The organism is Frankia tisae (genome assembly GCF_025403405.1).
Lineage (GTDB): Bacteria > Actinomycetota > Actinomycetes > Frankiales > Frankiaceae > Frankia > Frankia tisai.
On the sequence record NZ_JANEZT010000055.1, the window covers coordinates 1 to 23,586 of the forward strand.

Sequence of the window (23,586 nt, forward strand, 5' to 3'; positions counted from 1 at the left end):
CCGGCCGACCGTCCGGACCGGCCGGTGATCTTACGAATCGGGCGTCACGGACCGCTATTTGCCATGATGCGAGTCGAGTCGTACGGACCAGGACGGGAGCCGACTTGTGAAGCGCACCATCTTCGAGCCCGAGCACGAGGAGTTCCGCGAGCTGGTCCAGACCTTCATCACGAAGGAGTGCCTGCCGCACATCGACGAGTGGGAGCGCAACGGCATCGTCGACCGGGCGGCGTGGACCAAGGCCGGCGAGATGGGCCTGCTGGGCCTGCGGGTGCCCGAGGAGTACGGCGGCGCCGGGATGACCGACCCGCGTTACGACGCGGTCATCACCGAGGAGCTCGCCCTCGCCGGCGTCAGCGGCCTCGCGCTGCAGCTGCACAACGAGCTGCTCGCCCCGTACCTGCTGGATCTGACCAACGACGAGCAGAAGGCCTGGTGGCTGCCGGGCTACGCCTCCGGAGACATCATCACCGCGGTCGCGATGAGCGAGCCCGGCGCGGGCAGCGACCTGCGCGGCATGCGCACGACGGCGATCCGCGACGGCGACCACTTCGTCCTCAACGGCGCCAAGACCTTCATCAGCAACGGCCTGATCTCGGATCTGATCGTCGTCGCGGTCAAGACGCAGCCGCAGGAGCAGCCGACCAAGCTCAGCCTCATCGCGGTCGAGCGCGGCACGCCGGGCTTCGAGCGCGGCCGCAAGCTCGACAAGGTCGGCGCCCGTTCGCAGGACACCGCGGAGCTGTTCTTCTCCGACGCCCGCGTGCCGGCCGCCAACCTGCTCGGCGAGGAGTTCAGGGGGATGAACTACCTCATGCGCAACCTCGCCTCCGAGCGGCTGTCCATCGCGATCAGCAGTGTCGCGAGCGCCCGGCGGGCCCAGCAGCTCACCGCCGAGTACGTCCGCAGTCGCAAGGCGTTCGGCACCACGATCGGCAGCTTCCAGAACACCCGCTTCGTCCTCGCCGCGCTGCACGCCCGCACCCAGGCAGTGCAGAGCTTCGTGGACACCTGCCTGCGCGGCAAGCTCGACGGCGACCTGACCATCGAGGAGGCCGCCGCCGCGAAGCTGCTCGCCTCCGAGCTGGAGTTCGACGCCGTCGACGCCGGGGTCCAGCTCCACGGCGGCTACGGCTGGATGGAGGAGTACCCGATCGCCCGGATGTACCGCGACGTGCGGATCAGTCGGATCCTCGGTGGCAGCAGCGAGATCATGAAGGAGGTCATCGGCCGCTCGCTCGCACTGGAGGGGCCCGCCTGAGCGCCCGCACCTCGCACGCGGCTGACGACCGGGCCGCAGCGCGCCGTCGGCCTACGTGAGCGCGGCGAGATCCGGCGCCCGATGTGGGCGATCCGGATCCCGCCGCGGCGGGGCGCTCAGACGTGGGCGACGGCGTTGCCCGCGTTCTCGCCGGGGCGGATGAACAGCGCCAGCAGCATCGCGACCCCGGACAGCGCGGCGCCGATCACCATGGCGACGTGCAGCCCGCTCATGAACGCGGCGTGGCTACCGGCCTCGATCGCGCCCTGCAGGTTCGCGGGCGCACCGGTGGCCGGGGGCACCAGGCCCTGGCCGACGAGTTCCTTGGCCTGGGCGAGCTTGCCGGCCTGCTCCACCGGCACCCCGGCCCCGACCAGCCGGTCGACCAGGACCGACCCGACGCGGCTGGCGAGCACGGAGCCGAGCACCGCGGTGCCGAGCACCCCGCCGAGCTGCGTCGCCGTGGACTGCAGCCCGCCGGCGACCCCGGAGTCCTCGATCGGCGCGTTGCCGATGATCGCATCCGACGCGGCGGTGATGGTCAGTCCGACGCCGATGCCGATGGCGACGAACGGCGGCCACAGCAGGTTGAAGGACGAGTCGGGCTCGAGCTGGGTCAGCACGACGAAGGACGCGAGGAGCAGCGCCATCCCGATGGCGATGGGCAGCCGCGGACCGAAGCGGCCGTTGAGGACGGCGCCCAGCGGGGCGCTGACCATGAACACCGCGGACAGCGGCAGGGTGCGCACGCCGGCCTGGATGGCGGAGTATCCGTGCACGTTCTGCAGGTAGAGGGTGAGGAAGAACAGCACCCCGAACATCGCGAAGAAGGTCAGCGTGACGATGAGCGCGCTGAGGCTGAGTGAGCGGTTACGGAACAGGCGCATAGGTAGCAGCGGCGCGCGGACCCGGGCCTCGACGAAGACGAAGAGCGCGAGCAGCACGACGGCGGCGACCAGGAAGCCGATCGTCTTGCCGGAGCCCCAGCCCCAGCCCTGCGCCTTGATCATCCCGAAGACGAGCGCGAACAGGCCGCCACCCAGGGTGAGCAGGCCGGGGGCGTCGAAGTGCTGGGAACCCGACTCGTCGCGGCTCTCGGCGAGCACGAGCAGGCCGACGATCAGTGCGATCGCGCCCACCGGGACGTTGATGTAGAAGACCGACTCCCACGACACGTGTTCCACGAGCAGGCCGCCGATGATCGGACCGCCCGCGATCGAGATCGCCGAGGCGCCGCCCCAGATCCCGATGGCCGAGTTCAGCTTCTCCGGGGGGAAGGCCGAGCGCAGGATCGCCAGCGTGTTCGGCATGAGCAGCGCGCCGGCCACACCCTGCAACGTCCGGAAGATGATCACGCCTTCGATCGAGCCGACGAGGCCGACCGCCAGCGAGGTCAGGGCGAACCCGACCACTCCGATCAGGAAGATCCGCCGCCGGCCGAACCGGTCGCCGAGCTTGCCCGCGGGGATGAGCAGCACCGCGAGCGCCAGCAGGTAGGCGTTGGTCACCCACTGCAGGTCCGAGAGTGACGCGTGCAGGTCTTCGGCGATCTTCGGGTTCGCGATGGACACGACCGTGCCGTCAAGACCCACCATGATCACGCCGAGCGCGACGCTGACGAGCGTGAACCACGGATGGCCCCGCCTGCTGGTGCCACCGGCGGCCGAGTCGCCCCCGCCGGCGGTGTGCCGCGGCGAGTGTGCCGCGTCCGTAGCTGTCGCCATGTCCTGATCCCCTCCACCTCGGCCGATGTCGATCGGCTTCCCTGACATTGAATGCCATAGTGGCAGTACTGCCAAACAGGCAGAGATGACAATCACGTCCGCCCCACGGTATGATCACACCGTGACGACGCAGACCGGGGAGGCTCCGCCCGCGGTCGCGACCAAGGTCGGCGATGGTGGAGCCGAGCAGACGAGGGCCGAACGGCGGCGTGCGCGCATCCGCGCGACGATCGCGGACACAGCCCTGCGGCTGTTCATGTCGCGCGGCTACGACGCGACGACGGTCGAGGATGTGGCGGCCGCAGTGGACCTGAGCCCGCGCACGGTGTTCCGCTACTTCCCGTTCAAGGAGGACATGCTCCGCGAGGCCGTGCACTTCGAGCTGACCGAGCTCATCGCGGCGCTGCGGGACCGGCCGGCGCACGAGCATCCCGCCGACGCCCTCGGCCGGGCGATGGTGCACATGTGGTCGCGCATGGACAAGGACCCCGAGGAGGTCCGCACCCTGCTGCGGCTCATCTCCGAGCTCCCCCGCATGCGGGGCCTGCTCGTCGAGGCGTCCCGCTCCGGCCAGAACGCGCTGGCCGAGGCGCTCGCGCCCCGCCTCGGCCAGCCCGCGGTGGACCTGTCCACCCAGGTGGCGACCGGCTGCGCCCTGGCGGCTCTCAACATCGTCCTGGAGACCTGGGCGGCGATGCCCGCCGGCACCGATCTCGCTCCCCTGATCAACAGCGCGATGGCCGCCGTGAAGGCCGGCCCGCTGAGCCCCCTGCGGCTAACCGATCACTGCGGTTGACACCCGTACCCGCGCGGCCTGCACTCGAAGGACAGGGCGTCCGCCGGACGGCGGTCGCCCGCCCCAGCACGCGCACGCGGCGGGAGGCTGCTCTCCGATGACGACACTGCGCCCGAATGCGACACTGCACCCGAACTCGATCCTCGACGGCCCGGCGGACCACATCCCCGACGAGACCGACCTGATCGAGGCGGCGATGCGCTGGCACTTCGACCCGCGCACCGGTTCGCGCTTCTGGCTGGACCAGGCCGACACCCTCGGTTTCGACCCGCGCGAGGACATCCACACCGCCGACGACCTCGCCAGATTCCCCAACATCGTCGACCGGCTGCGGTACGTGCCCGCCGGGGACCTGATCCCCCGCGGCTACGCGGGGCAGGACGACGCGGTGTACGGCGTCTACGACTCCGGCGGCACCACCGGTCCGCCGAAGCACGTGGTCTTCATGACCGACTGGATGGAACGCCTGCTGGTCCACACCGACCAGGAGATGGACGAGCGGGACTACCCGCGCCGGGTCGACTGGCTCGCCCTGGCGCCGAGCGGGCCGCACATGTTCGGCGCGTTCGTCCGCGAGTCGGTCCGCCGGCGCGGCCGGTTGGGCTTCACGGTCGACCTCGATCCCCGCTGGGTGAAGAAGTGCATCGCGGCCGGCCGGGCCGACCAGGCCGACCAGTACGCCGACCACATCGTCGCCCAGGCCCGCGCCGTCCTGGAGTCGCAGGACATCGGCGTACTGATCACCACGCCGCCGCTGCTGGAACGGCTGGTCCGCGACGAGGAGCTGCACAGGCTGATCGCCGACCGGGTGCAGGTCATCGAGTGGGGCGGCGCGCACCTCGACCCGGACACCCGGTACCTGCTACGCACGGAGGTCTTCCCGCACAACCGGCTGGTCGGCCGGTACGGCAGCACGATGATCCTCGCGAGTGCCATCGAACGCGACGGGCTCGCCCCGGACGCCCCCTGCGTCTACGACTCGTTCTCCCCGTATGTCACGTTCCGCGTGGTCGACCCGGAGACCGGCGAACCGGTGCCCTACGGCAGCCGCGGGCGCGTCGTGATGAACCACGTCAGCAAGGCGGCGTTGCTGCCCAACAATCTCGAGCGCGACGAGGCGACCCGCGTCGAAGCGCCACCCGGGCGGCCCGGCGACTCGGTCGCCGACGTCGCACCGGTCGCCATGTTCGGCGACTCCCCCGTGATCGAGGGGGTGTACTGATGACCGCCGAGCTGATCGAATTCGACGCGCTGGGCCCCTCGGGCCCCTACCGATCCCGCCACCGGCTGCCGATCACCGACCTGGCCGGTGTCCCGCTCGCCGCGCTGAGCCTGGTGCCGTCGCTGTACGTGCACCGCGCCATCGCCGCGTTGCGGGCCGCCGAGCCGCTGCCGGCCGCGGACCGGCTCGCCGCACTCGCCCGGGCCGGGGAGGCTTTCGCGACCGAGACCATCGGCGGGCTGAGCGTCGACGCCTACGTACACGCGGTCAGCCGGATCTCGGGGATGCCGATCCAGATCGTGCGCCACGCCACCGAGACGACTCGGCGGGCGCTGCTCGACGCCGGCCGCGACGCGCGCCAGGCCCGGCCCGTGGCGAGCGTCGACGACTGGCACGACCCTGCCACCCGGGGCGGACGGGCGGTGTGGACGCGGCGCGGGGAGGTCTTCGCGGTGCACGCGTCCGGTAACCATCCCGGCGTGCATGCCCTGTGGCCGCAGGCGCTGGCACTGGGGTACCGGGTCGCGGTGCGGCCGTCCCGGCGGGAGCCGCTCACCGCGCACCGGCTGATCACCGCGCTGCGCGCGGCCGGGTTCGGCCCCGACCAGATCGCCTACCTGCCCACCGACCACACCGTCGCCGACGAGATCATCTCCGCCGCCGACCTGTCCATGGTCTACGGCGGGGACGACGTCGTCGCCAAGTACGGCGCGGACCCCACGGTGCTCGTCCAGGGCCCCGGCCGATCGAAGATCCTGCTCGCCGGCGAGGACTGGCACCAACACCTCGACACCCTGGTCGACTCCATCGGCGACGAGGGCGGCACCGCCTGCGTCAACGCGACGGCGGTGTTCACCGACACCGACCCCGACGGTCTCGCCGCGGCCCTCGCCGAACGGCTCGCCACCATCCCGACCCTGCCACCCGAGGACGACCGGGCGGCGCTGCCCTGCCAGCCGACCAAGCAGGCCGCGGCGCTGGAACGCTTCCTGCTCGACCACGCGGCCGGTACGACGCCACGCCTCGGCGGCGCCGGGATCACCGACCCCGTTGCCGGCGGCGGCGTCGCGCTACGCCCGGCGGTGTTCCAGGTGGACCGGGCCGACGCGGCCCAGACCGGCATCGAGCTCGGCTTCCCCTGCGTCTGGGTCGCCCCCTGGTCGCCCGCCGACGGGATCGGCCCGCTGCGCAACTCCCTCGTCCTCACCGCCCTCACCCACGACGAACGCCTCCTCGACCAGCTCGTCGACGATCCGACGATCCGCAACGTCTACGTCGGCGACCACCCCACCTACTGGATGCGACCCGACGTCCCCCACGACGGCTACCTCGGCGAGTTCCTCATGCGCACCAAAACCGTGCTACGCGACTGATCTCGCCACGGTGTTCCGCGGAACACCACCCAGCTTCAACGATCACGGTGTTCCGCGGGACCGCGGCGCGCGTCCGGGAATCGGCTGGCCGGGACCGGCACGCCCGCCGGGATCGCCGCGTCGAGCAGCGTCTCGGCCATGGCGCGGGCGGTGCGGGCGGCCTGCGAGGTGCGGTCCATCCGGGCGCCCAGGCCCGCGCCGTCGTAAACGAGCTGGAGTTGGCGACCCAGCATGGCCGGGTCGGCGGCGCCGGCCTGTCGAGCGAGGTCGGTGAACAGGGCGAGGATCCAGGCGCGGTAGTCGTCGGCGGCGCGTTCCACCGAGCTGCCGGGGGGTGTCTCGGCGCTGGCGGAGACGAACGCGCAGCCGTGGAATCCCTCCTGGGCGAACAGTTCGCCCTGCGTCTCGAAGATCGCAAGCAGGCGGGACCGGGGGTCCGGCGCGCTCTCCACCGCCCGCAGGAGCCGCTCGGTGGTGCCGGCGTGCCTGCCGGCCAGGTAGGCGCGGACCAGCTCCTCCTTGCTGCCGAAGGTGTTGTACAGCGATGCCTTCGCGACCCCGGCCCGCTCGATGATCCGGTCGATGCCGACCGTCTGGACGCCCTCGGCGTAGAACAGCTCGTCCGCGGCGGCGAGCAACCGCTCCCGCGCCGAGCGGTGGTCCACCGCTCCCGCTGCCGCGCGTCGCGTCCTGGTGGCGGCCATCCGCCTCACCTCCACATCATCAGACAGATCCACATCACCAGACAGATCAGTCCGTTCAACGGTATGCGGGGCCATGCCGGGGTGACTCAGATGGCGCTGCGCCCGCCGTCGACAGGAATGACCGCGCCGGTGATGTAGCTCGCCGCGGGCGAGGCCAGAAACGCGACGACCCCGGCGATCTCGTCGACCTGCGCGGCGCGGCCGAGCAGGGTGGTCGTGCCGAGCTGGGCGATGAAGTCGGGCCGGGCACCGTCGGAGTACACCGGGCCGGGAGCGATCGTGTTGACCCGCACCCCCGCCGGGCTGAACTCGGCCGCCCAGGCGCGGCTCATCGCGGTCAGCGCCGCCTTCGTGGCGCCGTAGGCCGCGCCGCCGGCCAGCCCGACGCGGCCGGCCATGCTGTCAACGCTGATGATGCTGCCCGTGCCGCGCTCGGCCATGCCGGGCGCGAGTGCGGCGACGAGCTGGTAGGCGGCGCGGACGTTGCCTGCGAACAGGGCGTCGAAGGTCGCGGTGTCGAGCTGCGCGCTCGGCCCGAACCAGGACGCCCCGGCGTTGTTGACCAGGACGTCGACCTCCCCCGACTCCTTCGCCAGGCGCTCGACCGCCGCCGCGTCGGCCAGGTCCGCGCCGAGGAAGCGGGCCTCGCCGCCGGCCCGCTCGATCTCCGCCACGGCCGCCGCACCGCGGTCGGCGTCCCGGCCGTGCACGATGATCGCGTACCCGTCGGCGGCCAGCGCGCGGGCCGCCGCCCGACCGATTCCCCCGGTCGACCCCGTCACCAGCGCAACACTCCGACGGCCGTCTTCGCCCACGTTGCTCGCCATGACCCGCTCCTTCGGCAGTTTGAGTAGACCTATCTGTCTGCCCCAGGAGTGAGAATAGACAGACAGGTCTGTCTATCGCAACGGAGACGGTCGACCTGTACCTGTGACCCGCAACACGTCCGAGCTCGCAACCGTCCACGCCAAACACGCGACAGAACCCAGCAGTCAACGCGGGGCACGGCGCGGTAAGCGGGACACTGCGCGGGCAGAGCACGGCGCGATGGCCGGCGCGCATTGCGGTGCGTTCTGCACGGTTTCCAGGCCCAGACCGCGCAAAACGCGCCGCAACCGGCTTCGCGCAGCCTCGGCCCAGGCCGGCTCCGCGCGGGTCAGGTTCTGGCGAGGGCGCGGGGACGCTTCGTCAGGTAGTCGGTGTAGGCGACGGTGGTGAAGAACTCGGGCAGCGTCTCGCCCAGGGCGGTCTCGACGAACACCTCGCGGGCCTCCTCGAGGCGGTTCGGGACGCCGTTGCGCGCCGCCCGCAGCGCGGTCAGCTCCTCGGCGAGGATCCGTTCGGCGAGTTCCCGGGTGACCGGGCGCCCGTCGGCGAGCTGGGTGGCGTGGTGGATCCACTGCCAGACCTAGCAGCGGGCGATCTCCGCGGTGGCGGCGTCCGCCATCAGATCGAAGATCGCGACCGCGCCGGTGCCGCGCAGCCACTCGTCGAGGTAACGCAACGACACCGTGATGGTGTTGCGCAGTCCCGCCTCGGTGACCTTGCCGCCGGCCGAGGCGACGTCGAGCAGGTCGGTCGCGGTCACCGACACGTCCGGGCGAAGCCGGTCGAGCTGGTGCGGGGCGGCGCCGAGGCGGGCGTCGAACGCCGCCTCACACACCGGTACCAGCCCGGGATGGGCCACCCCGGAACCGTCGAAACCGTCGCCGGCCTCCCGCTCGACGTCTTGGCGGACCTGGTCGAGCGCGCGGGCGTTGACCTCGGGGTCCCGGCCGGGGATGAACGCCGCCATGCCGCCGATCGCGTGGGCGCCGCGGCGGTGGCAGGTCCGCACGAGCAGCCCGGTGTAGGCCCGCAGGAACGGCGCCGTCATCGTCACCTGGGCGCGGTCCGGCAGTACGAACGCCTCTCCGTGGGCCCCGAGGGTCGTGAGGATGCTGAAGACGTAGTCCCGGCGGCCGGCGTTCAGGCCGGCGCAGTGCTCGCGCAGCTCGTAGAGGATCTCCTCCATCTCGAAGGCCGCGGGGATCGTCTCGATGAGCACGGTCGCCCGGATCGTGCCCCGCGCCAGGCCGAGCCGCTGCTGGGCGAAGACGAACACGTCGTTCCACAGCCGGGCCTCGCGATGACCCTCCAGTTTCGGCAGGTAGAAGTACGGTCCGCTGCCCCGGTCGAGCTGACGGCGGGCGCAGTGGAAGAAGTACAGGCCGAAGTCGACCAGGCTCGCCGACATCGGCCGGCCGTCGATGAGCAGGTGGTGCTCGCTGAGGTGCCAACCGCGCGGGCGCACGACGATCGTCGCCGGGTCCGGCCCGACCCGGTAGCGCCTGCCGGCCGGCGTGGTGAACTCGAGCCGGCCTTCGAGGGCGTCGAGCAGGTTGAGCTGGCCGGCGATCACGTTGAACCAGGTCGGCGCGGTGGCGTCTTCGAAGTCCGCCAGCCACACCCGGGCGCCGGAGTTCAGCGCGTTGACCGTCGCCGTCCGCCCGGTCGGCCCGGTGATCTCCACTCGCCGGTCGGCCAGGCCCGGCGCCGCGCCCGCGACCCGCCACGACTCGTCGGCGCGGATGGCCGCGGTCTCGGGCAGGAAGTCGAGGCTGGCCGCCCCGGAGGCGAGCAGCAGGCGCCGCTCGCGCCGGGTGGCGAGCAGCCCGGCCCACCGCGCGGCGAAGGCGGTGTCGAGCGCGATGAGGAATTCCAGCGCCGCCGGCGTCAGGATTTCCCGGAAACGCTCCCGAGGCTCGCCGGGCTCGCCGATGACCTCGAGCCGACCGCCGCGCGGCGCCGGCATGTCAGTGCCCCGCGCCGGCGCCGGTCGCGGTGAACTGGGCCTCCTCGGTGGAGCCGCGCAGCGCGACGGTGTCACTCGCCGGGTTGATGGCGGTGCTCACCAGGTCGAAGTAGCCGGTGCCGACCTCGCGCTGGTGACGGGTGGCGGTGTAGCCGTCGGCCTCGCTGGCGAACTCGCGTTCCTGCAGGTCGACGTAGGCGGTCATGCCCTCGCGGGCGTAGCCGTGAGCGAGGGAGAACATCGAGTGGTTCAGTGCGTGGAATCCGGCCAGGGTGATGAACTGGAACTTGTAGCCCATGTGGCCGAGTTCGCGCTGGAACTTCGCGATGGTGGCGTCGTCGAGATGCGCCCGCCAGTTGAACGACGGCGAGCAGTTGTAGGCGAGCATCTGGTCCGGGTACTGCGCCTTGATCGCCTCGGCGAACTCGCGGGCGATCTCCAGGTCCGGGGTGGAGGTCTCCATCCACAGCAGGTCGGCGTAGGGGGCGTAGGCCAGGCCGCGGGCGATACACGGCGCGACGCCGTCGCGCACCCGGTAGAAGCCCTCGGCGGTGCGCTCACCGGTGACGAACGGCAGGTCGCGCTCGTCGACGTCGCTGGTGATGAGGGTCGCGGCCTGCGCGTCGGTGCGAGCGACGATCACCGAGGGCACGTCGGCGACGTCGGCGGCCAGGCGCGCGGCGTTGAGGTTGCGGATGTGCTGGCCGGTGGGGATGAGCACCTTGCCGCCGAGGTGGCCGCACTTCTTCTCGGAGGCGAGCTGGTCCTCCCAGTGCACCCCGGCGGCGCCGGCCGTGATCATCGCGCTCATCAGCTCGAAGGCGTTGAGGACGCCGCCGAAGCCGGCCTCGGCGTCGGCGACGATCGGCACCAGCCAGTCGGGGGCGTCGGCGACGCCCTCGGCCCAGGTGATCTGGTCGGCGCGCAGCAGCGCGTTGTTGATCCGGCGGACCACCGCCGGGACCGAGTTCGCCGGGTAGAGGCTCTGGTCCGGGTAGGTCTGGCCGGACAGGTTCGCGTCCGCGGCGACCTGCCAGCCGGACAGGTAGATGGCCTTGAGCCCGGCCTTGACCTGCTGGACGGCCTGGTTGCCGGTCAGCGCGCCGAGCGCATGCACGTAGTCGGTGTCGTGCAGCAGGCCCCACAGCTTCTCCGCGCCGCGGCGCGCCAGCGTGTGCTCCTCGAGGACGCTGCCACGCAGCTTGATGACCTCACCGGCGCCGTAGGTGCGCTCGATGCCCGCCCACCGCGGGTCCGTCGCCCACCGGCCGGCCAGCTCCTCGGCCGCCCGCGCGGCACCGTTCGCCGGCGTGGTCGCCGCAGCCGCCGCTGCCGTCGTCGCCGTCGCCGTCGTCTTCGTCTCGGCCATGTCGATCTCTCCCTGCCCCCGACTCGGAATAGCGCGAATCACCTTGCCCCTCGAAGCTGTCACAGCGATTCGGACCGGTCGAGCGGCCCAACGAGCCAAGTGTTGCAAATCTTCCGAGGGCGGATTGCAAATCTTGCAAATGGACCGTTGGCAGAAGGTCGGCTATCCTCCCCACAGGGAGGGGCGGATGCAGAAGACTTTTGTCGGGACCCGGCTGCGGGAACTGCGCGAGGAACGGGCCATGAGCCAGGTCGAGCTGGCGCGCCTGCTCGGCATCTCGCCCAGCTATCTCAACCAGATCGAGCACAACTCGCGGCCACTCACCGTTCCGGTCCTGCTGCGCATCACCGAGGCGTTCGGCGTCGACGCCGGTTTCTTCGCCGCGCACGACGTGACCCGGCTGATCGCGGAGGTCCGGGAGGTGCTCTCCGACGGCACGATCGGCCTGAAGGTGCCAGCCACCGACGCCGCCCAGCTCGCCGAGCAGCTGCCGCAGACCGCGCACGCGCTGATCACCCTGCACCGGCGGTACCGGCAGGCCAACGAGCGCCTGGCCGCACTCACCGGCGCCCGCGGGCCGGAGCCGGTCGGGCCAGCACCGGCGCCGATGCCGGACGAGGAGGTCCGGGACTTCTTCTACCAGCGCCAGAACTACGTCGGCGAGCTCGACGAGGCCGCCGAGCGGCTCGCCGGCCAGATCGGCCTGACCCGCGGCCGGGTTCACGCGGTGCTGGTCGAGCGGCTGGCCTACCACGGCGTTCGCGTGCACAGCCGCGAGCCCGGCCCGGACCTCGCCGGGCCGCGCGACGACGGCCGCGATCTCGACCATGAACTCGACGTCGACGTGCTGCACCACTTCGACCCGCAGACCCGGGTGCTGACCCTGTCGAGCCATCTGCGGCCCGGCCAACGGGCGTTCCGGATGGCACTGCAGCTCGCCTTCACCGAGTTCGACGACCTGGTCACCCGGCTCACCGACGAGGGAATGCTCAGCGGCCCGCCGGCCCGGACGCTGACGCGGATCGGCCTGGCGAACTACTTCGCCGCCGCCCTCATCCTGCCCTACAATGTGTTCCACACCACGTCCGAGCGGTTCCGCTACGACATCGAACGGCTCTCCGAGCATTTCGGCATGGGCTTCGAGACGATCTGCCACCGACTGAGCACCCTGCAGCGCCCCCGGGCCCGGGGCGTCCCCTTCTCCTTCATCCGGGTGGATCGCGCGGGCAACATGTCAAAACGCCAGTCGGCCACCGGATTCCATTTCTCCCGCGCCGGCGGAACGTGCCCGCTATGGAATGTGTACGAGGCGCTTGCCGCTCCCGGAAAGATTCATACCCAGATTGCCACCATGCCGGACGGGCGCAGTTACTTCTGGATTGCCCGTACCGTCAGCCGGGGTTATGGCCGATTTGGCCGCCCGGGTAAGACGTTCGCCATCGGTCTCGGCTGCGAACTGCGCCATGCCAGCCGTCTGGTGTATTCCATCGGGCTCAACCTTGACGATCCGGCGGCCGCGGTGCCGATCGGAATCGGCTGCAAGGTGTGCGAGCGCGTCGGCTGCGCGCAGCGGGCCTTCCCCCAGATCGGCCGCAGCCTGGCCCTCGACGAGAACCGCGGCACCTTCGCCCCCTACCCCGCCGACATCAACTCCTGACCCGGACGGGTCGGCGCCCGCATGCGAGACTGGCCTCTCACGGAATCAGTTGCATCGGCCCAGTTCAACGCGGCATTCCGTCGCCATGGACCGGTCTGGGCCCGGTGCCCTCGGGAGAGGGAAACATGCCGACGGATTCCGGTGAGTCCGATCGCGCCGCCCCCTCGGGGCACGCCGACCCGTCGGGGCACGTGATCGTAGCCGGGCTCAGCGCGATGGGGCTGCGCCTCGCCGAGCAGTTGCAGGCGTCCGGCGTCGCGGTGGTCGCGGTCGACGACCAGCTCACCGCCGTCGCGCGGCGCCGACTGGAACGCTGCGGGGTCCACGTCCTGCGCGAAAGCCCGCACGTGCCCGAGGTGCTGCGCGAGGCCGGCATCGCCGCGTCGCTCGCCGTGGTGATCTGTCACGAGGCCGACCTCGACAACCTGGAGACGGCACTGCTCGCCGCCGATATCGCCCCCGCCGTCCGGCTGGTCGTCAGCGTCCACAACCCGCAGCTCGGCGGCCAGCTCGCTGACGCACTCACCCAGGTTCGAGTGCTGAACCTGGCGGAGCTCGCCGGGCCGAGCTTCGTCGAGGCGTGCGTGCGCTCCGACGTCACGCACGCCTTCACCATGGACGCCCGCGCCGACGCCGAGGTGTTCGCGGTGATCGAGGAGGAGATCACCGGACGGGGCGCCTTCCGGGCCCGCTACGGCGACCTCACCCCGATCGCGCTGCGCCGCGCCGGCGCCCGACACGCCGAGATGCTCCCGCCGCGGGACACCCCCCTGCGGCCGGGTGACCGGCTGACCGTCCTCGGTCGCCTCGCCGAGTTCGACGAGCGCGGGATGACCGTCTCCGGTCTGCACGACGCACGCCTGTTCGCGACCCTCGGCGCCGGCACCGCCGAACGCGGTGGCGTGTCCCGGGCCCGGCGCGGCACGACCGCGCGGCTACGGGAATTCCTGTCCATAATCCGCGGGGAGCTGGACCGGCCCTTCCGGCTGGCCCTCATCGCCGTCGCCGCGATCCTGCTGGTCAGCACCGTGGTGCTGTCGCTGACCTACACCGACCACAACCAGGCCGCGCCGCCCGGCTTCGGCCCGCTCGACGCCCTCTACCTCACCGTCGAGACGATGGTCACGGTCGGCTACGGCGACTTCAACTTCGGTGCGGCCGACGAGTGGCTGCAGATCTTCGGCATCGGGCTGATGCTGTCCGGCGCCCTGTCGATCGCGGTCGTCTATGCCTTTATTACAAATGTGATCATCAGTCGCCGGCTCGAACGCGCGCTGGGCCGCGGCCGGGCCGGCGCGGTGCGCGGGCATGTCATCCTGTCCGGCCTCGGCTCGGTCGGGGTCGCGACGATGGACGGCCTGGTCCGCACCGGCCGCCAGGTAGTGGTGATCGAACGGGACGAGAACAACCGGTACCTGCCCGTGGCCCGCGAACAAGGGGTCCCGGTGATCATCGGGGATGCGACGGTGCGGTCCACCCTGCTGGAGGCCGGCCTCGCCCACGCGACCACGGTCGCCGCCCTGACCAGCGACGGGGTTGCGAACCTGGAGACGGTGCTGTCCGCCCGGGAGGCCCACGACGAGCTTCGCGGCGCCCGCGCGGCCAGGGAGGCGGCGCGGCGCTCCGGCGGTCGCTCCTACGGCCGGATCCGCTCGCCCGAGGCGCAGCCACGCCAGGCCGGCCTGCGCGTGGTGCTGCGGATCTTCGACACGACGATGGCCGACGAGGTCGAGCGCCGGTTCGGCATCCACACCGCCCGCAGCGCCTCGGCGCTGGCCACCCCGTACTTCGTCGGGGCGGCCCTGGGCTACGACGTGCTGAGCACCTTCTACGTGGAGCGCACCCCGTTCCTCGTCGCCCGGATGACCGTCCACGCCGGCGGGGCGCTCGTCGGCCCGACCCTGCGCGAGCTGTCCACCGGCACCCGCGTCCTCGCCGTCACCACCACCACTGCCACTACCACCACCCCCGCCACCGGCGGAAGCTGTGACGACGAGAACGGCAGCGGCGACGGGCAGGCGGCCGGGGAGCCGGACTACCGGCCCGGCCGGCACACCCGGCTGCGACCGGGCGACGAACTGCTCGTCGTCGGCCCCGTCACCCAGATCGTCGACATGGTTCGGCGCAACCAGCATGTCGACGCCCTGGCGCGGCACCGCCCGGCACCGACACGGGCCTCCGCGACGGCCACGCGGGGCGAGTCCGACCGCTGCGCCGACCCCACGGACGCCGCCAGGGACTGACGTGCTCCGTGTCAACTCGCTCTCGGACGAGCGGCCGCCGACCCAGTCCGCAGTGATCCTGGTGTGCCGCGGAACCGTGCCACGTGTCCGGGCGAATCACGGGCTTCCCGTCCGCCGTCCCCACCAGCAGAATTCTCAACGACTACGAGGCGATCGTCTTGAGAGGACATCCGCAGAAGTCATGAGAGACCGAGTGCACGGCTGCCTGCTGGGCGGCGCGCTGGGAGACGCACTCGGCGCCGGCATCGAATTCCAATCCCTGGCTGACGTCCGGCAGGTGCACGGGCCTGCCGGTGTCACCGGGCCGACGGACGCCTATGGGGTTCATGCGCCGCTAACGGACGACACCCAGATGACACTGTTCACCGCGGAGGGCTTGATCCGGGCGTCCGTGCACGGCCGGTCGAAGGGCATCGTCGATCCGCCCTCGGTGCTGTGGGGCGCCTACCGGCGCTGGTTGACGACGCAGACGCGACCGTTTCCCACCGACGGCGCGCCGGCGGTCACCGACGGGTGGCTGGCGGCCCAGCCGGTGCTGTACGCGCGGCGAGCCCCGGGCAACGCCTGTCTGTCGGGCCTGCAACGCGACACAATGGGCACCCTCGCGCGGCCGGCCAACCCCGACAGCAAGGGCTGTGGCGCGTTGACGGAGCTCGGGAACACCGCAGCCGTTGCCGACGCCGTCGGTGCCCCCACCCCGGCCTGGGCCACCCGCTATCCCGGACACTGACGGGCCCGGGGCTCGGACCCGGTGCTCCGCGGAACACCTCACGTGGTCTCCCAAGCCTGCGATGTGGGAGGCAGGCGATGTGGGAGGCCTGCGATGTGGGAGGCATTCGTGCACGGTCGCGCCGAGCGTGGTCGTCAGGCCGGTCATGTGGTCGTGGCCGGGGTGGTGAACGCGCAGCAGACGGTGCCGGTGGATGGGTTTCCTCTCGCCTACGCGCCGGTCCGGTACGCGACGGGCCGGCTGCGGCTCGGGGCCTCCGGCGTCGGGCTGAACGTGGCCCGCACGCTGGGCGCACTCGGCACGCCGGTGTCGCTGGCGACCCTCGTCGGAGATGATCCGGCGGGGCTGGTGATCCGGTCCGAACTGCGGCGCCTCGGCCTGCTCGGCGAGGACGGCTCGGGCCAGGGCGCCGGGGTGCTGCCGACGGCGAACAGTGCGATGTCCGCCGTCCTGGTCGACCCACACGGCACCCGGCAGGTGCACACCGATCTCGCCGACCTCGCCACGGCCCGCTACCCGCTACCCGCCGCCCGTGTTCGGCGACCTGCTTTCGGGAGCGCGCCTCGCCGTGCTGACGACCGCCGGATTCGTCCGCGACCTGATCCCCGCGGCCCCCGCGGCCCGCGCGGCCGGCGTGCCGATCGCCGTCGACCTGCAGACCATCGAGGACGCGGACGACGCCTACAGCCAGCCCTGGTTGGCCGCGGCGAGTGTCGTGTTCTGCTCCGCCGAACGTTTGACGGCCAGCCCCGCCGACACCGCCGCCGCGCTGCTGAGCCGCTACCCGGCCCGGATCGTCCTCATCGGGATGGGCGGCGACGGCTGCCTGCTCGCTACCCGGGACCGTCCGCCGCGCCACCTGCCCGCCAGGGCCCCGCACGGCGTGCTCGACACCACCGGAGCCGGGGACGCGCTGTGCGCCGGCTTCCTGCACTACTGGCTCGCCAGCGGTGATCCCGACGCGGCGGCCCGGCGCGCGACCGTCGTCGCCGGCTGCGCGGTCGGCTCCGCCGGCACGGACGTCCACATCAGCGCCGGGCACATCGACGACCTGCTGCGCGCCTCGGGCGGGCGGGCGTCGGGCTCCGAGTAACGCACGGCGGGTCGGGTTCGCTCTGACCCGCGGCGTTCGTCGCATATCGGCTGCTGGACAGCGGCGGTGGTGCGGCGCGAATCCGCATTACGCTCCCCACGGGCGCCGCGCGGCGCCGCCGGAGATCAGCAGCGGGGGGACGATGGCGGCGACGACGGTTCCGATTCGTTTCACCGACGACGCCGGGGTGATCGACATCGCCGAGTCGCTGTCGGCCGTCAAGGGGGACGGGCGCCACCTGTGGCTCGCCGGCGACGAGACGATCACCATCGAGCGGACGGCGCTGTCGCCGGCCGGGGACGGCTTCGTCGATCATGTCAGCTTCTCGATCGCGGACTTCCTCCCCCTGCCGGAACCGCCGGAACCGGACGGCAGCCAGCTCGAGATCGACATCGAGGGCATCGACCGGCACGGCGGCTACCTGTGGTTCGTCGGCTCGCACGCCCGGACCCGTAAGCGGGTCAGGCCGCACCATGCCACCGAGCAGGCGCTGGCCCGGCTGGCGAAGGTGAGCAGCAACGCCAACCGCTACCTGCTCGGCCGCATCCCGGTGGTGGAGATCGACGGTGCGCCGACGCTCGTCGCCAGCGCCCCGGCGCCGGCCTCGCCGAACGGGGCGAAGCTCACCGCGGCCGCGCTCGGCCTGTCCAAGCAGAACCGGCTGACCCGGGCGCTGCGAAACGACGAGCACCTCGGCCTGTTCCTGAAGATCCCGAGCAAGGACAACGGCCTGGACATCGAGGGTCTCGCGGTCGTCGGTGACCGGATCTACCTGGGGTTGCGCGGCCCGGTGCTGCGCGGCTGGGCGGTAGTGCTGGAGCTCCGCCTGACCGAGGGCGACGGCCAGGACCTGCTGCTCGCCCCGATCGCCGACGCCGACGGGCGCCGGTACCGCAAGCACTTTCTCGACCTCGACGGGCTCGGCGTGCGCGACATCCTCGCCCACGGCGACGATCTGCTGCTGCTCGCGGGCCCGACGATGGACCTCGACGGGCCGGTGCGGATCTACCGCTGGCGGGGCGCCGCGCATGCCCGCACGAGCGTCGTCGTCACCGACGAGGCGATCGAACGGGTGCTGGAGCTGCCAGTCGGGGCCGGCGACGACCACCCGGAGGGCATCGCGCTGATGCCCGGCGAACCGTCGGCGTTGCTGGTGGTGCACGACAGCCCGGCACCGCGGCGGCGCTGGCATCGCCACGAGATCCTCGCGGACGTCGTCCCGCTGCCGGGCTACTGAACCAACCAAGACCGATTACGGTTCCCTCCCCCGATGTTCGCGCGACGTGTTCACGGGCCGGGCGGACTATCCGCCTCCCGCCGATCACGGCAAGATTGACGCACAGAATCACCTTCCGTCCTGCTCACCGCCCTGCCTGAGGTACGCGCGTGTCTGACGAGATCGACCTGGCCGCCGTCACCACCTGCGCGGAATTCGGCCGTGCACTGACAGTCGCCCGGGAGCGGGCGGGGCTCAGCGTGCGTGACGTCGCCCGGAGGGTGGACGTCCCGGCCAGCACGGTCGGCGGCTACTTCGGCGGGGCCCACCTGCCGGGGTTGAAGCCGGCGGACCTCGTCGAGAACATGCTGCGCGCGTGCGGGGTGGTCGATCCCGCCGAGCTGCGCCGCTGGGTCGAGACCTGGCGCCGGATCCGGCGCTCCCGCCGCGGTTCGGGCGACGATGAGCGGGGCGCCGCCGGTGGCGGGTGGGGCCCCGGCGCCGTTTCCGGCGGGCAGCTCAGCCCGGGTGGGGACGCCGGCGGACCGCGGGCGCACGGCGGTTCCCCGCGGATGCCCATCGACCAGGCCCGCGGTGACGAGGTTGCGGCGGCCCTGACAATCGCGCCACCCGTGGCGCGGCTGGATCGGTTGCCGGCAGTGCGCGGCCGCAGCGAGCTCCTCACCCTGCTGACCGGCCAGCTGCCCGCCGCCGGGAACGGCACCACCGGGAACGGCACCCACGGGAACGGCACCCACGGGAACGGCACCGCCGCCAGCGGCAGCGCCGGTTCGAACGGCGGCAGCCGAGTCCGCAGCCGGGTGCACGTGCTGCACGGTCTCGGCGGGATCGGCAAGAGCACCGTCGCCCTCGCCCTCGCCGCAACCGCGCTCGACCGCGGCGTGCGGACCTGGTGGATCAGCACCACCCGTCCCGGCGCGGTGCCCGCGGCGATGGAGGCGCTCGCCGTCGAGCTCGGTGCCACCCATCATCAGCTGCGCCGGGCAAGCCTGCCCGACCTGGTGTGGCGCCGGCTCGCCGCCCTCAGCCAACCGTGGCTGCTGGTCATCGACAACGCCGACGATCCGGCAGGCGATCTGGGCCTGCCCGGCGGCGACGTGCTCGACGGCACCGGTTGGCTGCGCCCGGTCACCCCGCCACAGGGGATGGTCGTAGTGACCACCCGCGACAGCACGGACTGGTCGCGCGGCACGGCCGGCGACCGGATGCCACCCTGGATACGCCTGCACCGGCTGGCTCCCCTCGCCGACTGCGATGCCGGGCAGGCGCTGCGCGACCTGGCGGGCGACGCCCCGGGGTCCGCGCAGGCCGCGGAGAGCCTCGGCCGCCGCCTCGGTGGGCTGCCGCTGGCGCTCTCGCTGGCCGGCCGGTTCCTCGCCGAAGCGCAGCGGATGCCGCCGGACTTCGGCGGCTCGGCCGTCCCACGGTCCTATCCGGCGTACGAGCAATTCCTACGCACGAGTGGGCCCTGGTCTCTGCTGCCAGACTTCGCCGGAGCGGACCCGCAGGCGGGGGCACCCGACCGCTGCCGGGAGCGCGAACTTGTCGGGCGGACCTGGGAGCTCTCGCTGGGCCTGCTCGCCGCCCGTGGGCAGGCCCGGGCCCAGCCGCTGCTGACCCTGCTCGCCTGCTTCGGCGGCGGTCCGATCCCCGTCGACATACTCGTCAACGCCGAGGTGCTCGGCACCTCGCCCCTGTTCCCCCACCTGCAGGCAACCGAGTTGTGGGGGTTGCTGCGTGCCCTCGCCGGCCACGGGCTGATCGAGTACGCCCCGACCGCCCCGACCGCCCCGACCGATCGCGGCGACGTGCCCTCTGCTGCGGCGGGCGGCGCGCAGGCGACGCACCAGATCAGGCTGCATCCCCTGGTGCGGGACAGCTTCGGCCGGGCCACACACATCTCCGGTCGGGTCGAGGACTACCTGGAGACGGTCACTGCGCTGCTGGTCCACGCGGCCCGCCGGCACGACCCACGCGACCCCGAGACCTGGCCGGCCTGGTCGATGCTCGCCGGGCACGCGGACGCGGGCCTGATGATGCTGGAAGCGCGACGTCCATGGGGACTGGCGGAGCTGACCGAGGGCCGGCTGCCGCCGGAGCTGCTCGTGCCCGCGACGCTCGCCGCCCGCTTCCTGCGCGCGACCGGCCGCCTCACCGAGGCCGCCGCGGCGTACGAGGCCATGCTGGTCACCGGCCGGCGGCTGTTCGGCGAGGATCACGCCGACGTGCTGTCCGCCGCCCACGACCTGTACCGGGTACGCGCCGCGCAGGGCCGGGCCCGCGACGCGGAGGAGGGCCTGCGGGCTGTCCTCGACGACCGGGCCCGCGTCCTCGGCCCGGACCACCCCGACACCCTGACGACGCAGCACTACCTGGGCCGCACCCTGCGCGAGTCGGGCCGCCACGGCGAGGCGCTCGGCTGGTTCAACCGGACGCTCACCAGCCGGGAACGGGTCCTCGGCCACCGCCACCGCGACACCCTCACCACCCGCAACAACGTCGCCGACGTGCTCGTCGAGCAGCGGCAGTGGGACGCGGCGGAGCAGCTGCTGCGCGCCGTGTGGACCGACCGGGTCGACACACTCGGGCCCGAGCATCCCGCGACCCTGGTGACCCTCCACCACCTGGCCCGGCTCGATCATCGCCGCGGCGAGCACGCCCGCGGCGCGCGGGCGGCCGCCGAACTGGTGGCGGCCTGCCGGCGCGTCCTGGGCCCCGATCATCCCCGCACGCTGGCGGCGATCTGCCTGCACGGCGAGCTCGAACAGGAGCTTGGCCGGCTCCTCGCGCCGCGCGCCGACCTGACGGACGCGCACCGGCGCAGCCTGGTCGTGCTCGGCCCGGAACACGGAACCACGCAACGGCTTGCGCGGCTCGCCGGCCGTCCGCCGTCATCCTGACCCGGCCCGCCCGGCCTGCAGTCGCAGCGGCAGGCCGACCACCCAGCCGCCGACGGCGGGCAGCAGGGCCCACAACGGCAGCCCGGCCGGCTCGGTCAGCAGCCAGGCGACGCTCGCCAGCTGGCAGGCGAGCAGGTTCGCCAGGACGAAGCCGCCGCCGTGGGGGCGAGGGGACCGGATCGGGTCGAGGCCAGGGGCGCCCGAGCGAATCAGCCGGACCAGCCCGGCGGTGGCGACCAGCGCGGCGAGGACGGCCGCCGCCGCGGCGAGCCCGCGCCCGGCCAGGGACGCATGGCCACCGGCCGTGCCGGGCGTCACCGGGGCGACCGCGACCGGCCCTCCCGGCCCGGCCGGCGCGAGGGCGGCGCCCGCCGGGCCGGCGGCGAGGGCGAGGCCGCCCGTCGCGGACACGGCGACGACGAGCCCGATCTGCGCGGTGAGCACGATCGCCGCGTACCGCCGGGAGAAGACGAAGCCGCGGGGTCGGCGCAGGTACACGCCGGTCGCCAATGCCGGCGTCCGCCCCCCGCAGACCCGATCCGTGGGCAGATTACGCAGATCGTCGACCGTCCAGTCGGTGACGAGCGCCGCGAGGCCGAATCCCGCGGTGAGCACGAGCACGCCGACGCCCGCCTTGCCCCCGGCGGCGGCAACGCCCAACGGCAGTCCCCCCGCGACCGTCGCCGCGACCAGCAGGCTGGGTAACGGTGGCCCGCCCCGCGTCCCGCGCCGCGTCCCGCGCCACGTCCGGCGCCGCGACAAGGTCAGCCAGGCCCGCAGGCCGACGAGGGCCACGAAGCCGATCCGGGCGGGTAGGGACGCCGCCCACAGCCAGCCGCCAGCCGCCACCGCCAACCCGGTCAGCACCGCCCATCCGGCGACCCAGCCGGGCGCGACCCTGCCCTGGACGAGGGGGCTGCGCTGGCGCGCCGGGTTGATCCGGTCGACGTCGACACCGACAACCGCGTCGAGCAGGCGGCCGTACACCGACAGCAGCACCCCGGCGAGGCTGAGCAGCAGCACCGCCTTGACCTGGGGATCGGTCAGCGCGAGGCCGCCGACGGCGAACGGGACCGCGTCCGCCAACGCGGCTTCCGGCCGGGTCAGAGCGCGGAGGTCCACCAGGCGTCTGACCGCGGGCCGGTCCCGCCGCGCCGCCCCTGCCCGGCTCGCCGGCTGTCCAGCGGCACGGCTTTCCATCCGACCTCACGATCGTTTCCTCGCGTCCCCCGAGCACTGCGCTCACGGACGATTGCAGCCTGTCGAGAAAAGCCCATTCGAGGCGCCGAGAAAAGGCCGTCGCGTATGACCGTACAAGGTCGTACAGGAAGCGGCGAGTGCGCGGCGTAACACTCGCCGTGTGCCGATCGGAAGTGCCGGCGGCCCAATCCATATTGCCGTAAGGTGACTGCTACGATGCGCGCCGCCGACCATCCACCGGGCGCCGGGTTCGGGGCCTACCGACGAGGAAAGCGTCGGCCTCGAGGCAATGCCCGGCCCGGACTCCACATGGGAAGATCTGCAACAACGGCTCGGATTCACCAGGCGAGCGCCGATGGCCGCCGGAGCGGGCCTCCCCCCGATGGTAGGTCCGCTCCGGCGGTGAGCCGAGGGCGCGGTCGCCGATCAGCCACCCCCGTCGACCACGGAGGTACAGATCATGCGGCTGCGGCGGGCGCAACCCGTCGGCGGCTCTCAGATAACCGCGTGTCGGACTAACCGGAAAGACCTCGAGGGCAAATCCGTACAACCTCGTACGCGATGGTCCGAGGTACGAGCGACAGTTCGGGCCGGCGGGTAAGCGACCCGCCCGCCCGCGGACGCGTCGTATGCGGCGGGCGGGAAAGTACCGTGCGACTGCACGAACGGTTCGGCCGCCGGTCGCCGGCGGCAACCGGTTTTCCGGGCGCGGTATTCTCGGCGCGTCATCTGCCAGTCGGCGCGCGCAGCCCACTCATCGCCGCAGCGGCAATCCGCAATCCGCAATCCGCGAACGTGTGTTCCCAGGAGTCATGGTGTCTTCCCCTTGGCTGGATGAGCCACTGCAGACCGAGCTTGACGACGCCGCCGTGATCGCGCTGCGGCGCTGGTGCTCCCAGACCGAAATCACCTTTCGGCTGGTCCGCTGGCTCACCGGTGGCCGATCCGCCGCCCTGGTCGCCGCCGTCCTGGCGGATGATCCCCACGAGGGCGCCCGCCAACTGATCATGAAGCTGGATCGTTCGCCGGGCACCGCGCAGGACCCTCAACCCGGCGAGTTCGCCCACCACAAGCGGGCGTTGGCCGAGGCCCCGGACTTCGCCCGCCGCCACCTCACCGAGCCCGTCCACCAGCCCATCCCGGTCGGCGACGGGCGCTGGTTCGTCTTCCAGCGGGTGGCCGGCGGCAGCCTGCGCGACCCGATCACCCTGCACACGCTGCTGGACGCCGTCGTGCATCCACCTCGCCCGGCACGCGGCTCGGCGGCGTCCAGCAGCGTGTGC

15 protein-coding genes and 3 pseudogenes are annotated in these 23,586 nt (G+C 72.5%); 12 read left to right on the plus strand and 6 right to left on the minus strand.

Going from position 1 to position 23,586, the window contains the following annotated elements; all coding sequences use genetic code 11:
* Positions 1-106 precede the first annotated feature (106 nt).
* On the plus strand, positions 107-1,261 hold the full coding sequence (locus NBZ85_RS07865) for an acyl-CoA dehydrogenase family protein (protein ID WP_261561730.1): 1,155 nt from the start codon (positions 107-109) through the stop codon (positions 1,259-1,261).
* 116 nt (positions 1,262-1,377) lie between these two features.
* On the opposite strand, the gene NBZ85_RS07870 is transcribed toward NBZ85_RS07865, so the two are convergent.
* Complete coding sequence (locus NBZ85_RS07870; protein WP_261556785.1) at positions 1,378-2,985, minus strand: MFS transporter; 1,608 nt, start codon at positions 2,983-2,985, stop codon at positions 1,378-1,380.
* Positions 2,986-3,106: 121 nt separating this feature from the next.
* On the opposite strand from NBZ85_RS07870, the gene NBZ85_RS07875 reads away from it, so the two are divergent.
* The 3 genes from NBZ85_RS07875 (at position 3,107) to NBZ85_RS07885 (ending at position 6,376) form a co-directional block, all read left to right on the plus strand.
* A complete protein-coding gene (locus NBZ85_RS07875; RefSeq protein WP_261556786.1) occupies positions 3,107-3,781 on the plus strand; it encodes a TetR/AcrR family transcriptional regulator in 675 nt (224 codons plus the stop codon).
* Positions 3,782-3,878: 97 nt separating this feature from the next.
* Positions 3,879-5,003 (plus strand): AMP-binding protein, encoded by a 1,125-nt coding sequence (locus tag NBZ85_RS07880; RefSeq protein WP_261556787.1) that lies wholly within the window; start codon positions 3,879-3,881, stop codon positions 5,001-5,003.
* Entirely contained in the window at positions 5,003-6,376 is a 1,374-nt protein-coding gene (locus NBZ85_RS07885; RefSeq protein ID WP_261561731.1) for an aldehyde dehydrogenase family protein, read from the plus strand. Before NBZ85_RS07880 ends, NBZ85_RS07885 begins: the two co-directional genes overlap by 1 nt.
* A 35-nt stretch (positions 6,377-6,411) precedes the next feature.
* Here NBZ85_RS07885 and NBZ85_RS07890 read toward each other — a convergent pair whose 3' ends face one another.
* From NBZ85_RS07890 to aceA, 4 genes and pseudogenes are all read right to left on the minus strand, one after another.
* Complete coding sequence (locus NBZ85_RS07890; protein ID WP_261556789.1) at positions 6,412-7,080, minus strand: TetR/AcrR family transcriptional regulator; 669 nt, start codon at positions 7,078-7,080, stop codon at positions 6,412-6,414.
* Between the two features lie 86 nt (positions 7,081-7,166).
* Positions 7,167-7,907, minus strand: coding sequence for an SDR family NAD(P)-dependent oxidoreductase (locus tag NBZ85_RS07895; protein ID WP_261561732.1), 741 nt, complete (start codon positions 7,905-7,907; stop codon positions 7,167-7,169).
* A 329-nt stretch (positions 7,908-8,236) separates the two neighbouring features.
* A pseudogene (gene aceB, locus NBZ85_RS07900) lies at positions 8,237-9,874 on the minus strand (malate synthase A).
* 1 nt (position 9,875) lies between these two features.
* Positions 9,876-11,243 (minus strand): isocitrate lyase, encoded by a 1,368-nt coding sequence (aceA, locus tag NBZ85_RS07905; RefSeq protein WP_261556791.1) that lies wholly within the window; start codon positions 11,241-11,243, stop codon positions 9,876-9,878.
* Positions 11,244-11,430: 187 nt separating this feature from the next.
* Here aceA and NBZ85_RS07910 point away from each other — a divergent pair, with 187 nt between their 5' ends.
* The 7 genes and pseudogenes from NBZ85_RS07910 to NBZ85_RS07940 all read left to right on the plus strand — a co-directional run bounded on the left by NBZ85_RS07910 (position 11,431) and on the right by NBZ85_RS07940 (position 21,103).
* On the plus strand, positions 11,431-12,900 hold the full coding sequence (locus tag NBZ85_RS07910) for a short-chain fatty acyl-CoA regulator family protein (protein ID WP_261556792.1): 1,470 nt from the start codon (positions 11,431-11,433) through the stop codon (positions 12,898-12,900).
* 125 nt (positions 12,901-13,025) lie between these two features.
* Complete coding sequence (locus NBZ85_RS07915; protein WP_261556793.1) at positions 13,026-15,143, plus strand: NAD-binding protein; 2,118 nt, start codon at positions 13,026-13,028, stop codon at positions 15,141-15,143.
* Between the two features lie 181 nt (positions 15,144-15,324).
* Entirely contained in the window at positions 15,325-15,873 is a 549-nt protein-coding gene (locus NBZ85_RS07920; RefSeq protein ID WP_261556794.1) for an ADP-ribosylglycohydrolase family protein, read from the plus strand.
* A 93-nt stretch (positions 15,874-15,966) separates the two neighbouring features.
* Positions 15,967-16,194: pseudogene (locus NBZ85_RS07925) on the plus strand (carbohydrate kinase family protein); the annotation flags it as partial.
* A gap of 247 nt (positions 16,195-16,441) precedes the next feature.
* Entirely contained in the window at positions 16,442-16,966 is a 525-nt protein-coding gene (locus NBZ85_RS07930; RefSeq protein WP_261561733.1) for a PfkB family carbohydrate kinase, read from the plus strand.
* Between the two features lie 142 nt (positions 16,967-17,108).
* Complete coding sequence (locus NBZ85_RS07935) at positions 17,109-18,203, plus strand: DUF3616 domain-containing protein (RefSeq protein WP_261561734.1); 1,095 nt, start codon at positions 17,109-17,111, stop codon at positions 18,201-18,203.
* A 149-nt stretch (positions 18,204-18,352) separates the two neighbouring features.
* Complete coding sequence (locus NBZ85_RS07940) at positions 18,353-21,103, plus strand: tetratricopeptide repeat protein (RefSeq protein ID WP_261561735.1); 2,751 nt, start codon at positions 18,353-18,355, stop codon at positions 21,101-21,103.
* Here NBZ85_RS07940 and NBZ85_RS07945 read toward each other — a convergent pair.
* Entirely contained in the window at positions 21,095-22,225 is a 1,131-nt protein-coding gene (locus tag NBZ85_RS07945) for a UbiA family prenyltransferase (protein ID WP_261559532.1), read from the minus strand. The genes NBZ85_RS07940 and NBZ85_RS07945 overlap by 9 nt on opposite strands.
* 890 nt (positions 22,226-23,115) lie before the next feature.
* On the opposite strand from NBZ85_RS07945, the pseudogene NBZ85_RS07950 reads away from it, so the two are divergent.
* Positions 23,116-23,586 (plus strand): annotated as a pseudogene (locus NBZ85_RS07950) (toll/interleukin-1 receptor domain-containing protein); the annotation flags it as partial.

Bases quoted from the DNA above. Each gene is read 5' to 3' on its own strand.
- NBZ85_RS07870 (WP_261556785.1), bottom strand. From the start codon at position 2,985: ATGGCGACAGCTACGGACGCGGCACACTCGCCGCGGCACACCGCCGGC.
- NBZ85_RS07880 (WP_261556787.1), top strand. From the start codon at position 3,879: ATGACGACACTGCGCCCGAATGCGACACTGCACCCGAACTCGATCCTC.
- NBZ85_RS07885 (WP_261561731.1), top strand. From the start codon at position 5,003: ATGACCGCCGAGCTGATCGAATTCGACGCGCTGGGCCCCTCGGGCCCC.
- NBZ85_RS07890 (WP_261556789.1), bottom strand. From the start codon at position 7,080: ATGGCCGCCACCAGGACGCGACGCGCGGCAGCGGGAGCGGTGGACCAC.
- NBZ85_RS07895 (WP_261561732.1), bottom strand. From the start codon at position 7,907: ATGGCGAGCAACGTGGGCGAAGACGGCCGTCGGAGTGTTGCGCTGGTG.
- aceA (WP_261556791.1), bottom strand. From the start codon at position 11,243: ATGGCCGAGACGAAGACGACGGCGACGGCGACGACGGCAGCGGCGGCT.
- NBZ85_RS07910 (WP_261556792.1), top strand. From the start codon at position 11,431: ATGCAGAAGACTTTTGTCGGGACCCGGCTGCGGGAACTGCGCGAGGAA.
- NBZ85_RS07915 (WP_261556793.1), top strand. From the start codon at position 13,026: ATGCCGACGGATTCCGGTGAGTCCGATCGCGCCGCCCCCTCGGGGCAC.
- NBZ85_RS07920 (WP_261556794.1), top strand. From the start codon at position 15,325: ATGAGAGACCGAGTGCACGGCTGCCTGCTGGGCGGCGCGCTGGGAGAC.
- NBZ85_RS07935 (WP_261561734.1), top strand. From the start codon at position 17,109: ATGGCGGCGACGACGGTTCCGATTCGTTTCACCGACGACGCCGGGGTG.